Genomic DNA, 13,158 nt, shown 5'->3' on the forward strand with positions numbered 1-13,158 from the left:
GCGTAGTTTTAGCGACACAACGCGTCGGTAGGAGCAGTCTTGGCACGGAAGATCGGCAGCCGGTACACCGCCAACCAGATTCTGGGGCGGGGCAGCGCCGGCACGGTGTGGCTGGGCGAGGGGCCCGACGGACCCGTCGCCATCAAGCTGCTGCGCGAGGATCTCGCGTCCGACCAGGAGCTCGTCGGACGTTTCGTGCAGGAGCGCACGGCGCTGCTCGGCCTGGAGCACCCGAACGTGGTCTCCGTACGCGACCTGGTCGTCGACGGCAACGACCTCGCGCTCGTCATGGACCTGGTCCGTGGCACGGACCTGCGCACCCGGCTCGACCGCGACCGGCGGCTCGCGCCGGAGGCGGCGGTGGCCATCGTCGCGGACATCGCGGACGGGCTGGCGGCGGCGCACGCGGCCGGGGTCGTGCACCGGGACGTGAAGCCGGAGAACGTCCTGCTGGACATGCAGGGCCCGCTCGGTCCTGGCGGCTCCCACCCGGCGCTGCTGACGGACTTCGGTGTGGCGAAACTCATCGACTCACCACGCCGTACGCGCGCGACGAAGATCATCGGTACGCCGGACTACCTGGCGCCGGAGATCGTGGAGGGCCTGCCGCCGCGGGCCGCGGTCGACATCTACGCCCTGGCGACGGTCCTGTACGAGCTGCTGGCGGGCTTCACCCCCTTCGGCGGCGGCCACCCCGGCGCGGTGCTGCGCCGCCATGTCACCGAGACGGTGGCGCCGCTGCCGGGCATCCCCGACGAGCTGTGGCAGCTGATCGTGCAGTGTCTGGCGAAGGCGCCGGCCTCGCGGCTGCGGGCGTCGGAGCTCGGGGCGCGGTTGCGGGAGCTGCTGCCGTTGGTCGCCGGGATGCCGCCGCTGGACGTGGACGAGCCGGACTCGGAGCCGGCGGAGGACGAGGCTCCGGCGGCGGAGGAAGCGGCGCCGGCGGGGGAGCGAGAGCGGCGGCGGGGAGCGGTGCCGCTGGTACCGGGGGCCAAGCCCGCCGACTCCAACCGGGACACGCATACGTCGATGAGGGTGCCGGGGCCCGATGAGCTGGCCGGCGGGGCGCGCGGTACGGCTCGGGTGCCGCGGCCGGCGGGGGCGCCTCGGCCGGGGTCGGCGCGGCATCGGGCGGCGACCCGGCGACGCAGGGTGGCGCTGGGGGCGGCGGCGGTGGCGCTGGTGGCCGCGGCGGGGGTGGGTGCGTGGCTGGCGACGTCGGAGGACGACGCCGGGGCGACGCCCCAGGACACGAACAACTCGGCACCGGCGACGCCGTAAGGCACTGCGCGGCAAACCCCCTGGTGGGCTCGGTCACCCCGGCGGCCACGGTCACCCGGACCTCGGCGCTTGGCGGAGCCGTTAGGCTGGAGGCGTGGCAGTCGTCGATGTATCCGAAGAGCTCAAGTCCCTCTCCTCGACCATGGAGTCGATCGAGGCCGTTCTGGACCTCGACAAGCTGAGGGCAGACATCGCCGTGCTCGAGGAGCAGGCAGCCGCGCCGTCCCTGTGGGACAACCCGGACGAGGCGCAGAAGATCACCAGCAAGCTGTCCCACCTCCAGGCCGAGGTGCGGAAGGCCGAAGCCCTGCGTGGCCGGATCGACGATCTCGCCGTGCTGTTCGAGATGGCCGAGGAGGAGGACGACCCGGACACCCGTGCCGAGGCCGAGTCCGAGCTCACCGCCGTCCGCAAGGCACTGGACGAGATGGAGGTGCGGACGCTCCTCAGCGGCGAGTACGACTCCCGGGAGGCGCTCGTCAACATCCGTGCCGAGGCGGGCGGCGTCGACGCCGCCGACTTCGCCGAGAAGCTCCAGCGGATGTACCTGCGCTGGGCGGAGCAGAAGGGCTACAAGACCGAGATCTACGAGACGTCGTACGCCGAAGAGGCCGGCATCAAGTCGACCACCTTCGCCGTACAGGTGCCGTACGCCTACGGCACCCTCTCGGTCGAGCAGGGCACGCACCGGCTCGTTCGGATCTCGCCCTTCGACAACCAGGGCCGCAGGCAGACCTCCTTCGCGGGCGTCGAGGTGCTTCCCGTGGTCGAGCAGACCGACCACATCGAGATCGACGAGTCCGAGCTGCGGGTGGATGTGTACCGGTCGTCCGGGCCCGGCGGCCAGGGCGTGAACACCACCGACTCCGCGGTGCGCCTCACCCACATCCCCACCGGCATCGTCGTCTCCTGCCAGAACGAGCGGTCGCAGATCCAGAACAAGGCCACCGCGATGAACGTCCTCCAGGCCAAGCTGCTCGAGCGGCGCCGTCAGGAGGAGCAGGCCAAGATGGACGCGCTGAAGGGCGACGGCGGCAATTCCTGGGGCAACCAGATGCGGTCGTACGTGCTGCACCCGTACCAGATGGTCAAGGACCTGCGCACCGACTTCGAGGTCGGTAACCCCGAGGCCGTGTTCAACGGTGAGATCGAGGGTTTCCTGGAGGCCGGAATTCGCTGGCGCAAGCAGCAGGAGAAGTAACGGAGTTACTTTGTCGACAAGGCAACTGCCGCCATCTCGGCGGCAGTTGCCTTTTCTGTGCGCGCATGTCTGGGTTTTACATCACACTCACAGCTTCCAACCCCTGGCAAAGAACCCGTAATTGGACATCGCACGCGCAACGGCCTTGACGCTGCCTTGAAAAATGGGAAGGGTAAAGCGTGGCATGCGTATCTCTGGGGCGCATGTGAACCGGGGGGCTCAAGTTCTGCTACCTCCGTCGATCACGGCCGGCCCTGGAGTGCTGCCTCACTGACGATTCAGCTACTGGGGGTAGCAACCAGATGACGAAGAAGACGCGGATCCGTATCGCGCGCCTCGCGGCCGGTGCCGTTATCGCGGCCGGTGCCTCGCTGACCGCTGCGGGTGCCGCTTCCGCCGCGGAGGGGCCGGACGACGGCTGCCTGCTCGGCCTGCTGTGCGCGGACGAGGACCCGACCGAGCCGCCGGTTCCCACCGACCCTCCGACGGACCTTCCGACGGACCCGGGCATCCCGACCGACGTGCCCACGATCCCGACGGACCCGACGGACCCGACGGTCGAGCCGACCGAGCCGGAGGAGCCCACCGAGGACCCGACGACCGACCCCACCGACCCGGGTACCGGGAACGGCAATGGGAACGGCAACGGCAACGGCAATGGGAACGGCAACGGGAACGGCGGCGGTAACAACAACACCGATCCCGACGGCGGAACCTCCACCCAGGAGGAGGGTTCCTCCTCCCTGACCGACACCGGCACCGACAGCACCGGCACCGGCACGGGCGCCAGCACCTCGGCCCAGGGCGGCGGTGACGAGCTCGCCGAGACGGGTGCCGCGCAGACCACCTTCCTGCTGGTCGGCGCCGCCACGATGATCGCCGGCGGTATCGGCTTCCGCATCCTGCCGCGCCTCGTGGGCGGCCGCGGCGGTGCCGCTGCCTGACGGCAGCGATTCGCCTACACCGTGTGACTGATGTCGTACGGACGAGGGGCCCGGAGCGTGTTCCGCTCCGGGCCCCTCGTCATGTCCGGGTACGGGGTCTGTGGCGCCCTACGCCGTCTGGTGCGCCAGCAGCGCCACCGCGGCGATCAGCACCGCCAGCAGGGCGATCAGCGTCATCGGGTTCAGACCCGCGAGCGGGTTCTCCTGCTGCAGCCGCTCGCGGTTCGCCCGGCACACGGGGCAGCGGCCCTCACTCACGGGTGCGGCACAGTTCGCGCACACCAGCCGGTCGTACGTCATGCGCCACCCTCCTAGCGAGTCCCTATGGGGTTCAACGGGTTCGGCCCCGAGAACGTTCCCCCTCCACCATGCCAGGTTCCTCCGGAAGGTGCGCCGTGGTCACTCTCAGCGGGGAGACCGGCCCCGCGCCCTGGGGCGTCACCTGACCGGCACAAAAACGCACAACCCCTACGCAACCCCTTCTGGCGACTGCGCCCCCACCCCCGATTCGCGTATGGTCACGCTCATCTACCCCCGGCGACCCGTGGTGCATCCGTGATCCGATTCGACAATGTCTCCAAGGTCTACCCCAAGCAGACCCGCCCCGCACTCAGGGATGTATCCCTGGAAGTGGAGAAGGGCGAGTTCGTGTTCCTCGTGGGGTCCTCCGGCTCCGGAAAGTCCACCTTCCTGCGGCTGATCCTCCGCGAGGAGCGGTGCAGCCATGGACAGGTGCACATCCTGGGCAAGGACCTCGCGCGCCTCTCCAACTGGAAGGTGCCGCAGATGCGCCGCCAGCTGGGGACGGTGTTCCAGGACTTCCGGCTGCTGCCGAACAAGACGGTCGCCGAGAACGTGGCCTTCGCGCAGGAGGTCATCGGCAAGTCGCGCGGCGAGATCCGCAAGTCCGTGCCGCAGGTGCTCGACCTCGTCGGACTCGGCGGCAAGGAGGACCGGATGCCCGGTGAGCTCTCCGGTGGTGAGCAGCAGCGCGTGGCGATCGCGCGCGCGTTCGTCAACCGGCCCAAGCTGCTCATCGCGGACGAGCCCACCGGCAACCTCGACCCGCAGACCTCCGTCGGCATCATGAAGCTGCTCGACCGGATCAACCGGACGGGTACGACGGTCGTGATGGCCACGCACGATCAGAACATCGTGGACCAGATGCGCAAGCGCGTCATCGAGCTGGAGAAGGGCCGCCTCGTCCGCGACCAGGCACGCGGCGTCTACGGCTACCAGCACTGACCCGGTCCGTCCACGGAAAGGCCTGAAAGAGACGCCATGCGCGCCCAGTTCGTACTGTCCGAGATCGGTGTCGGTCTCCGCCGCAATCTGACGATGACGTTCGCCGTCATCGTCTCCGTCGCCCTGTCGCTCGCCCTGTTCGGCGGGTCGCTCCTGATGAGCGACCAGGTCAACACCATGAAGGGCTACTGGTACGACAAGGTCAACGTCTCCGTCTTCCTCTGCAACAAGAGCGACGCCGAGTCCGACCCCAACTGCGCCAAGGGCGCGGTCACCGAGGACCAGAAGAAGCAGATCCTCGCCGACCTGGACAAGATGACGGTCGTCGACAAGGTGACGTACGAGTCGCAGGACCAGGCGTACAAGCACTACAAGGACCAGTTCGGCGACTCACCGCTGGCCGCCTCGCTCACCCCGGACCAGATGCAGGAGTCGTACCGCATCAAGCTGAAGGACCCGGAGAAGTACGAGGTCATCGCGACCGCCTTCGACGGGCGTGACGGCGTGCAGTCCGTGCAGGACCAGAAGGGCATCCTGGACAACCTCTTCGGGCTGCTGAACGGCATGAACTGGGCCGCGCGGGCGGTGATGGCGCTGATGCTCGTCGTCGCGCTGATGCTGATCGTCAACACCGTGCGGGTCTCCGCGTTCAGCCGGCGGCGTGAGACCGGCATCATGCGGCTGGTCGGCGCCTCGGGCTTCTACATCCAGGCGCCGTTCATCATGGAGGCCGCGGTCGCCGGGCTCATCGGCGGCACGGTCGCGTGCGGCTTCCTGGTGGTCGCCCGGTACTTCATCATCGACCACGGCCTGGCCCTGTCCGAGAAGCTGAATCTGATCAACTTCATCGGCTGGGACGCGGTGTTGACCAAGCTCCCGCTCATCCTCGCGACGAGCCTGCTGATGCCGGCATTGGCGGCGTTCTTCGCTCTGCGCAAGTATCTGAAGGTGTGACCAACGCCAAGGGGGCCGTACGGGCAACGGACCGTACGGCCCCTTCACGTTGTCCTAGACTCACCGGCATGTCAGGTCGTGACCTGTTCTGTCAGCCCCGCCGCTTCGGCCGCGGGGCCGCCCTGACATTGGTCTTCGCGAGCGTGCTGGTCGCCGGTGCCGCCACCGGCTCGTTTCCCGGCCCTGACCGGAAATCCCCGGCCGGTACGGCCGGTTCGGCCGCCCCCGCGGGCCGCCCGGAGGACGTCGCCGAGGCGGCCGCCGAGGCGATGGCCGCCGGTGAGTCCCCCATGGAGGCCGCCGAACGGGCGGTCAGCCGCAGCGGGGACCGCTGGGGCGCCGTCTACTCCCAGGGCGAGTACGAGGAGTTCGAGCAGGCCCTGGACGGCGAGTACACCGGCGTCGGACTCTGGGCGCGGCGCGAGCGGGACGGCCGTATCGAGGTGACGCAGGTCCGTACGGGCTCGCCCGCCGCCACCGCCGGGATCCGCGCGGGCGACCGGCTGCGCAGCGTCGACGGTGCCAAGGTCGACGGGCGCCCGGTCACCGAGGTCGTCTCGTTACTGCGGGGCGACGCCACCGACGCGCCCGCCGGTACGGCAGTGAAGCTCGGGCTGGAGCGCGGCACACGCGCGTGGGACCTCACGCTGCGGCGGGCCCAGCTGTCCATCGACCCGGTCACCGTTCGAGAACTCGCCGGCGGCATCACCGTCATCCGGATCGCCTCCTTCACCAAGGGCGCCGGCGACGAGGTCCGCGACGCCGTACGCCGGGCCCCGGCCGCCACCGGCATCGTCCTCGACCTGCGGGGCAACTCCGGCGGCCTGGTCACCGAGGCCGTCACCGCCGCCTCCGCCTTCCTCGACGGCGGCCTCGTCGCCACCTACGACGTCGACGGCGACCAGCGCGCCCTGCACGCCGAGACCGGCGGCGACACCGGCAGACCCCTCGTCGCGGTCGTCGACGGCGGCACCATGAGCGCCGCCGAGCTGCTCACCGGCGCCCTCCAGGACCGGGGCCGCGCGGTCGTCGTAGGCACCCGCACCTTCGGCAAGGGCTCGGTCCAGATGCCCAGCCGGCTGCCCGACGGCTCCGTCGCCGAGCTGACCGTCGGCCACTACCGCACCCCCTCCGGACGTGCCGTCGACGGCCGGGGCATCACACCCGACCTGGATGCCGACCGGGGCGTCCTGGAACGGGCCGAGACGGTCCTCAGCGGACTCGGCGAGTCGTAAACGGCTTTCCGCGCACCCCCTTCCTAGTGCGAAAATGGACGGCACTATGAGCAAGGGAATGTACGTACCCAAGGAGTCCCAGCCCAAGCAGGGCGGCACCGCCGCGAAGGCCAGGGACGGCGAGAAGGGCGGCAAGCGCAAGATCGTCGCCCAGAACAAGAAGGCCCGGCACGACTACGCGATCATCGACACGTTCGAGGCGGGCCTGGTGCTCATGGGCACCGAGGTCAAGTCGCTGCGTGAGGGCCGGACGTCGCTGACCGACGGCTTCGTCCAGATCGACCGGGGCGAGGCGTGGCTGCACAACGCCCACATCCCGGAGTATCACCAGGGCAGCTGGACCAACCACTCCGCGCGCCGCAAGCGCAAGCTGCTCCTGCACCGCGAGGAGATCGACAAGCTGGAGGCCAAGTCCCAGGAGACGGGTCACACCATCGTGCCCCTCGCCCTGTACTTCAAGGACGGCCGGGCGAAGGCCGAGATCGCTCTGGCGCGAGGCAAGAAGGAGTACGACAAGCGCCAGACCCTGCGGGAGAAGCAGGACCGGCGGGAGTCGGACCGGGCGATCGCGGCGGCGAAGCGGCGGCAGCGGGGCGCCTGACGGGCGGGAATACAGTGGCATCGGCGTGCGTTGGTCACGTACGATGGCACCGCACCTCACAGAGGGTGCGCACGTCCCTCCGGACTCCGGGGGCATTGAAAAATCAACATGGGGATGATCGGTTTCGACAGCGGCTGTTGAAGCAGGGGAAGCGTGTCGAGGAAGCGGCAATGATCTCGTAAACCATATGTCGCAAAAAATAATCGCCAACACCAAGCGCGATTCCTTCGCCCTCGCTGCCTAAGTAGCGACTTGCGAAGTGTCAGCCCGGGGCTGTTCCCGACCCGGATCCTGGCATCAGCTAGGGAACTAAACCTTGATCCCGGTCACGGGGTGAAGAGGGAAACCAAACAGTGACTGGGCCCGTCGGCGACTTGTTCGCGTGATCGCCGGGGCCGAGAAAATCACAGCGAACTGCACACGGAGAAGCCCTGATTCTGCACCGTTGGACGCGGGTTCGATTCCCGCCATCTCCACGATCGGGAGGTTTCCGGACCTCCTTCACCCATGTGGGCAAAGGCCCCACCGCTTTCGGGCGGTGGGGCCTTTGCCATGCCGGCGGACGGGGGTGTTGCAGAGTGATCTGTGACACCGCTGTGACCGGAGGTGTGGGTTCCGCCACAGCCTGTGCGGTCGGCCCTTGGTGAGGTGGGCGGATGCCTTCCGTCTCCCGCACCACCCCCGCCGTTCTGGCCGGTGCCCTGCTGTTGGCCGCGTGTGGTTCCCAGAGCGCCTCGCCGGGCGGCGACGACGGTGACGTTCGGGTCAGGGCCGACAAACTGTGCCCGTCGGACGTCTCGCGGTACGGCGGTACGCCGTCCGCCGAACCGTACGTCGCCCCCTCCGGCAGGCCGAGCCCGCTGCCCGTGCCCTCTGCCGGCCGAGTCGCCGAGGACGGCGTGAAGGTCACCGCGCTGTACGCCTGGGGGCCGGAGAGCGGCTGTGCGGGCGTCGACTACAGCGCGGAGTTCGAGGTCACCAACCAGGAGACGGAGCCGTTCACTTACACCGTGACCATCGGGTTCCTCTCGGCGACCGGAGGCTCGGTCGACCACGTGGAACGGACCGTCGAGGCGGTCGGGCCGGGACGGACCGTCAAGGGCACCGCCGTCATGGCGGGGACCGTCACGACGGCACCCGAGGTGACGGGCGTGGAGGTGGTCAAGGTGCGCGGCGTTCCCGCCGACGAGGCCTCGTCCGCTTCGGGACCGTGCCCGAAGTCCGGCGTGCGTCTCTACGCCGACCAGGGGGACGCCGCCATGGGGCTGCGCGTGGTCGGCCTGCACCTCGTCAACTGCGGTACCGAGCCCTACCGCGTCAACGGCTGTCCGAAGCTCGAAATCCAGGACGAGGACCACGACATCGTGGCGGGGGTGCGGATCCTCCAGGGGACCGACAAGATCAGTACCGGCACCGGCGGGGGCGGCAGCCCGCAACCCGTCGTGCTGGGTCCGGGTGAGGCCGCGGTCGCCGGGCTGGCCTGGCGCAACACCACGCAGTTCGGCGAACCGGTGAACGCGCCGTACGTTCGCGTACGGGCCAAGCCCGGAGCCGATCCCGTGACGGTCGTACCGGAACTCGACCTGGGGACGACGGGAAGGATCGGCGTCGGGCCGTGGAAGAAGGACGAGACGGCCCCCGCCGCCACCCGCCCACTCGACCCGTCCCCATGACGGCCATGCCCGTTGTGGTGTCCCACCCCATATCGGCGGGTCGTTCACGCTTCTACGGTCCCTCCGCATGACACAGACCAGAGCCGCACACCGTCGTATCGCGCTCCTCGTGACCCTCCTCGTCGCCCTGATCGCCACGTTCCTCACCCCGGGCCGCGCCACGGCCGCCTCGCTCCAGGAGGTCACCGGCTTCGGGACCAACCCCGGTGCCCTGCGCATGTTCCGCTACGTCCCCGACGGCCTGCCCGTCGGCCGCCCCGTGGTCGTCGCGCTGCACGGCTGCACCCAGAACGCCTCCGGCTACGGCACCGGCAGCGGTTGGCTCCAACTCGCCGACCGCTGGGGCTTCTCGGTGGTGCTGCCGCAGCAGCAGACCGCCAACAACGCCTCGTCCTGCTTCAACTGGTTCCAGAGCGGCGACATCGCGCGCGGCCAGGGCGAGGCCGCGTCCGTCGCGCAGATGGTGGACCGGCAGCTCGCGGACGTCTCCGGGGACGCGTCGCACGTGTATGTCACCGGGCTGTCCGCCGGGGGCGGGATGACCGCCGTGATGATGGCGGCGTACCCGGAGAAGTTCGCGTCGGGCGGGATCGTGGCCGGACTGCCGTACGGGTGCGCGCAGGCAGCCGGGTCGCCGTACGTCTGCATGTACGTCGGGGCCACGCAGACCCCGAAGCAGTGGGGCGACCGGGTACGCGCCGCCCGGCCCGGCCACACCGGCCCTTGGCCCACGCTGATCGCCTTCCAGGGCACGGCCGACTACACCGTGAAGCCCGTCAACATGACCGACCTGACGCGCCAGTGGACCGATGTGCACGGCACCGACCAGACGGCCGACGTGAGCGACAGCGTCGCCGGGTATCCGCATCAGGTCTTCCGGGACGCGACCGGACGCGCGGTCGTGGAGACGTACAGCATCACCGGCATGGGACACGGCCAGCCCGTCGATCCGGGGACCGGGGGCGAGCAGTGCGGGAGCGCCGGGGCGTATGTCCTGGACGTGAACCTGTGTGCCGCGTACCGGATGGGGCGGGTCTGGGGGTTGGGCTGAGGCGCCCTCTCCCGACGGAACCGATCCCCTGCCGCTGAGGCGGTCTGTCGCCCGGGGGCGCGATCCGGGATGCTGCTGAGGCATGAGCGGACCCCTGAGCAGACGCCTGAGCGACTCCGGGAGATGTCTCAACTCCCGTAGCAGACTGTGGATTTGGGCCGTCGCGGTGGCGCTCGTCGCCGCTGTCCTCGGCCCCGGCGCGCAGGCCGGTGCGGACTCGGACCGTACCGGCCTGCCGGAGGCCGTCGACACCATCCTGGGCGACGCGCGGATGGAGGGCGGCGTGGCGAGCGTCGTGATCGCGGACGCCGGTACCGGTGAGCTGCTGTACCAGCACCTTCCGTCGACCCGTCTGATGCCCGCCTCCAACACCAAGCTCGCCACCTCGGCCGCGGCGATGGAGATCCTCGGCCCCGACCACCGGTTCCGCACCGATGTGCTGGCCACCGGGCGGCAGTACGGCTCGGTGCTCCGCGGTGACCTGTATCTGCGGGGTACCGGGGATCCGACCCTGCTCGCCGACGACTACGACCGGCTCGCCGTGCGCCTCGCCGCGTCCGGGACCAGGCGCGTGGAGGGGCGGCTGATCGCCGACGACACCCGCTTCGACGACCAACGCCTCGGCCGCTCCTGGGCCGCCGACGACGAGTCCTCCTACTACTCCGCGCAGATCAGCGCGCTGAGCGTGGCGCCGGACACCGACTACGACACCGGGACCGTGATCGTGACGGTGCGGCCGGGGGCGTCGGCGGGGGACCGGCCCGTCGTGACCGTGACGCCCGACACCGGCTACGTCGACATCGATGTACGGGCCACCACCCTCGCCGCCGGCGGGGCGAACGACCTCACCGTCGAGCGGGGGCACGGCACGAACACGATCGTCGTCAGCGGTACGACACCCGTCGGCGGCGCCGGCACCCAGGAGTGGGTCACCGTGTGGGAGCCCACCGGATACGCCGCCGCCGTCTTCCGGGAGGCGCTCGCGGACCATGGGGTGAAGGTCGCCGGCCCGACCCGTACGGGACGCCGGACTCCGGCTTCCGCGCGGCAGTTGGCCTCGCACGACTCCATGGCTTTGAAGGACCTGCTGATCCCCTTCATGAAGCTCTCCAACAACATGCACGCCGAGATCCTCACCAAGACCATGGGCCACAAGGTCTCGGGGGAGGGGAGCTGGGAAGCCGGGCTCGCCGCGATCGGCGGCTACCTCAAGGGCGTCGGCGTCGACACCGGCAAGCTGCGGCAGGTCGACGGCTCGGGGCTCTCGCGGATGGACAACTTCCCCGCCGGACAGCTCGTCCAGCTCCTCCTCGCCGTACGCGCCGAGCCCTGGTACGCCGACTGGTACCGCTCCCTGCCGGTCGCCTGTGCCCCGGACCGGTTCGTCGGGGGGACGTTGCGCTCGCGGATGTGCGGTACGGCCGCCGCCCTCAACGCCCGTGCGAAGACAGGGTCGTTGACGGGGGCCTCGGCTCTTTCCGGGTATGTCACGGACGCCGGGGGACGTGAACTCGTCTACGGCATCGTCCTCAACAACTATCCGGCCTCGTCGGTGAAGCCGTTGGAGGACGCGATCGTGGTGACGCTGGCCAAGTCGACCGTGGAGTCTGCGGGTTCGGCGTCGGTGTCGGTGCGTGGGGGCGGGACGAACGCGGATGTGGAGTGCAGTTGGCGTAAGCCGGACATCTGCTGATCACGCACGCCTGTCTCCGAGTGCGATCAGCAGGGCCAGGGCCGCCGCCGTGACCGGTACGCCGTAGCCGGCCGTCGTGGTCAGGTGTTCCACCGCCCATCCGCCGGCCGCGCTGCCGCAGGCGATGCCGCCGAGCAGCGCGGTCACCGCGAGGGTCATGCCCTCGTTGAGGCGGCCGTCCGGAGTGCGCTGCTGGACCAGGGTCATGTTGGTGATCATCGTCGGGGCGGTGGCCATGCCGGCGATCAGCAGGGCGGTGGACAGCAGGAGGAGCGAGCCGGTGAGGGACGCGGCGAGCAGGGGCAGCGTGAGCAGCGCGGCCATCGCGGCCATGCACCACGGGTAGCGGACCTCGGCCGGTCCGGCGAACCCGATCCGGCCGTACAGCAGGCCCGCCGCACAGGAGCCGGCCGCCTGCAGCGCGAGTACCGCACCCGCCGCAGTGCGATGGCCGGTCGCGTCGGCGAACGCGAGGGTGACGACCTCCGTCGATCCGAACACGGCGCCCAGGGCGAGGGAGGCGGTGAGCAACGGGGCCATGCCAGGGGCGCGCAGCGGTGACCGGGCAGCCGTGCCGGTCGTACGGCCCCGAGGCGGCGGCTCGGTCGAGCGCTGGGCCGCGAAGGCCAGGACGCCCGTCACAAGGAGCACCACCCCGGCCAGCGTGCCCGCCTCCGGGAAGAACGTCCCGCACAGGAAGGCCGCGAGCACCGGGCCCAGCATGAAGCAGAGTTCGTCGGCGGCCTGCTCGAAGGAGTTGGCGGTGTGCAGGGCGTCGGGGTCGCCCTTGAGCAGGTGGGCCCAGCGGGCGCGGGACATGCCGCCGGTGTTGGGGGTGGTCGCGGTGGCGGCGTACGCGGCGAACAGGGTCCAGGCCGGGGCGTCGTAGCGCACGCACAGCAGCAGCGCGAGGCTCCCCAGCGCCGCGACGAGCGTGGCGGGTACGGCGACCCGGGCCTGGCCGTACCGGTCGACGAGCCGCGCGGTCCAGGGGGCGACCAGCGCGGTCGCCGCGAGGCCGGTCGCGGTGACGGCGCCGGCGAGGGCGTACGACCCCCTCGTCCCGGCGATCATCACGACCGCGCTCACGCTGAACATGCCCATGGGGAGGCGGGCGACCAGGTTCGCGAGGGTGAAGGCGCGGGTGCCGGGGCGGGCGAAGAGCCGGCGGTACGGGCCGGGCGGGCGGCGTCGTGTGCGGGGGGCGAGGTCGACGGCGACGAGGGTGTCGGCGGTGACGGTGAACAGGCGGGTTCCTCTGGTGGGCTGCTGCGGCATGG

At 70.3% G+C, this 13,158-nt stretch carries 12 protein-coding genes and 1 other RNA gene; 11 read left to right on the top strand and 2 right to left on the bottom strand.

Annotated features, from left to right (window positions below):
- Positions 1–39 precede the first annotated feature (39 nt).
- From ACZ7NC_RS37975 to ACZ7NC_RS37985, 3 genes are all read left to right on the top strand, one after another.
- The gene (locus tag ACZ7NC_RS37975) at positions 40–1,281 is read left to right on the top strand and encodes a serine/threonine-protein kinase (protein WP_471495457.1); all 1,242 of its coding nucleotides are present in this window, start codon (positions 40–42) and stop codon (positions 1,279–1,281) included.
- A 94-nt stretch (positions 1,282–1,375) separates the two neighbouring features.
- Positions 1,376–2,482 carry a peptide chain release factor 2 gene (gene prfB, locus ACZ7NC_RS37980; RefSeq protein WP_471495459.1) on the top strand — a complete coding sequence of 369 codons (1,107 nt, stop codon included), beginning with the start codon at positions 1,376–1,378 and terminating at the stop codon, positions 2,480–2,482.
- 302 nt (positions 2,483–2,784) lie between these two features.
- Positions 2,785–3,426 carry a hypothetical protein gene (locus tag ACZ7NC_RS37985; protein WP_471495461.1) on the top strand — a complete coding sequence of 214 codons (642 nt, stop codon included), beginning with the start codon at positions 2,785–2,787 and terminating at the stop codon, positions 3,424–3,426.
- 108 nt (positions 3,427–3,534) lie between these two features.
- On the opposite strand, the gene ACZ7NC_RS37990 is transcribed toward ACZ7NC_RS37985, so the two are convergent.
- On the bottom strand, positions 3,535–3,726 hold the full coding sequence (locus ACZ7NC_RS37990; protein ID WP_031478234.1) for a hypothetical protein: 192 nt from the start codon (positions 3,724–3,726) through the stop codon (positions 3,535–3,537).
- Between the two features lie 255 nt (positions 3,727–3,981).
- On the opposite strand from ACZ7NC_RS37990, the gene ftsE reads away from it, so the two are divergent.
- The 8 genes from ftsE (at position 3,982) to dacB (ending at position 11,878) form a co-directional block, all read left to right on the top strand.
- Complete coding sequence (gene ftsE / locus ACZ7NC_RS37995; protein ID WP_155054609.1) at positions 3,982–4,671, top strand: cell division ATP-binding protein FtsE; 690 nt, start codon at positions 3,982–3,984, stop codon at positions 4,669–4,671.
- Between the two features lie 36 nt (positions 4,672–4,707).
- Complete coding sequence (ftsX, locus tag ACZ7NC_RS38000; protein ID WP_471495464.1) at positions 4,708–5,625, top strand: permease-like cell division protein FtsX; 918 nt, start codon at positions 4,708–4,710, stop codon at positions 5,623–5,625.
- A 68-nt stretch (positions 5,626–5,693) separates the two neighbouring features.
- Positions 5,694–6,860 (top strand): S41 family peptidase, encoded by a 1,167-nt coding sequence (locus ACZ7NC_RS38005; protein WP_471495466.1) that lies wholly within the window; start codon positions 5,694–5,696, stop codon positions 6,858–6,860.
- 58 nt (positions 6,861–6,918) lie between these two features.
- Complete coding sequence (gene smpB, locus ACZ7NC_RS38010; RefSeq protein WP_471495509.1) at positions 6,919–7,461, top strand: SsrA-binding protein SmpB; 543 nt, start codon at positions 6,919–6,921, stop codon at positions 7,459–7,461.
- 110 nt (positions 7,462–7,571) lie between these two features.
- Positions 7,572–7,940: a transfer-messenger RNA gene (ssrA, locus tag ACZ7NC_RS38015) on the top strand.
- A gap of 177 nt (positions 7,941–8,117) precedes the next feature.
- Positions 8,118–9,134, top strand: coding sequence for a DUF4232 domain-containing protein (locus tag ACZ7NC_RS38020; RefSeq protein ID WP_471495468.1), 1,017 nt, complete (start codon positions 8,118–8,120; stop codon positions 9,132–9,134).
- A 67-nt stretch (positions 9,135–9,201) separates the two neighbouring features.
- Positions 9,202–10,185, top strand: a complete 984-nt coding sequence (locus ACZ7NC_RS38025; RefSeq protein ID WP_471495470.1) for an extracellular catalytic domain type 1 short-chain-length polyhydroxyalkanoate depolymerase — start codon at positions 9,202–9,204, stop codon at positions 10,183–10,185.
- Between the two features lie 82 nt (positions 10,186–10,267).
- On the top strand, positions 10,268–11,878 hold the full coding sequence (dacB, locus tag ACZ7NC_RS38030; RefSeq protein ID WP_471495472.1) for a D-alanyl-D-alanine carboxypeptidase/D-alanyl-D-alanine endopeptidase: 1,611 nt from the start codon (positions 10,268–10,270) through the stop codon (positions 11,876–11,878).
- Here the strand turns inward: dacB and ACZ7NC_RS38035 are convergent, their stop codons facing one another.
- Entirely contained in the window at positions 11,879–13,156 is a 1,278-nt protein-coding gene (locus ACZ7NC_RS38035) for an MFS transporter (protein WP_471495474.1), read from the bottom strand. It abuts the gene before it with no gap.
- Positions 13,157–13,158: the final 2 nt, after the last annotated feature.

Source organism: Streptomyces sp. NPDC111802, from assembly GCF_055634335.1.

Coding starts and splice junctions, on each gene's coding strand:
- dacB (WP_471495472.1), top strand. CDS start 10,268: ATGAGCGGACCCCTGAGCAGACGCCTGAGCGACTCCGGGAGATGTCTC.
- ACZ7NC_RS38020 (WP_471495468.1), top strand. CDS start 8,118: ATGCCTTCCGTCTCCCGCACCACCCCCGCCGTTCTGGCCGGTGCCCTG.
- ftsX (WP_471495464.1), top strand. CDS start 4,708: ATGCGCGCCCAGTTCGTACTGTCCGAGATCGGTGTCGGTCTCCGCCGC.
- ACZ7NC_RS38035 (WP_471495474.1), bottom strand. CDS start 13,156: ATGCCGCAGCAGCCCACCAGAGGAACCCGCCTGTTCACCGTCACCGCC.
- ACZ7NC_RS38025 (WP_471495470.1), top strand. CDS start 9,202: ATGACACAGACCAGAGCCGCACACCGTCGTATCGCGCTCCTCGTGACC.
- ACZ7NC_RS37985 (WP_471495461.1), top strand. CDS start 2,785: ATGACGAAGAAGACGCGGATCCGTATCGCGCGCCTCGCGGCCGGTGCC.
- smpB (WP_471495509.1), top strand. CDS start 6,919: ATGTACGTACCCAAGGAGTCCCAGCCCAAGCAGGGCGGCACCGCCGCG.
- ACZ7NC_RS38005 (WP_471495466.1), top strand. CDS start 5,694: ATGTCAGGTCGTGACCTGTTCTGTCAGCCCCGCCGCTTCGGCCGCGGG.
- ACZ7NC_RS37990 (WP_031478234.1), bottom strand. CDS start 3,726: ATGACGTACGACCGGCTGGTGTGCGCGAACTGTGCCGCACCCGTGAGT.